Annotated in this window: 1 pseudogene; it reads left to right on the top strand. The window is 59.2% G+C overall.

Features of this window, described 5'->3' with window-relative positions:
* Positions 1-218, top strand: a pseudogene (locus ACVBEQ_RS28115) (DNA utilization protein GntX); the annotation flags it as partial.

Below are 218 nucleotides of genomic sequence, written 5' to 3'. Positions count from 1 at the left end.
ACGGCCTTTGGCCTACTGGTTAGGGTGCGACTATCGCCCCGCGGCCCTGAGTCGGGTACGTAAAACCGCACCACAACAGCACCTAACGGCTCGTGTGCGGCGGCGCAATTTGCACGGTGCATTCCGCTGCAATGAACCCTTGATGGGTCGGCATGTTGCTTTGTTGGATGATGTGGTCACGACGGGCAGCACGGTGGCGGAAATCGCTAAGCTACTAC

This window comes from Nakamurella sp. GG22 (assembly GCF_052976845.2).
This window is presented reverse-complemented; position numbering and strand designations above follow the sequence as displayed.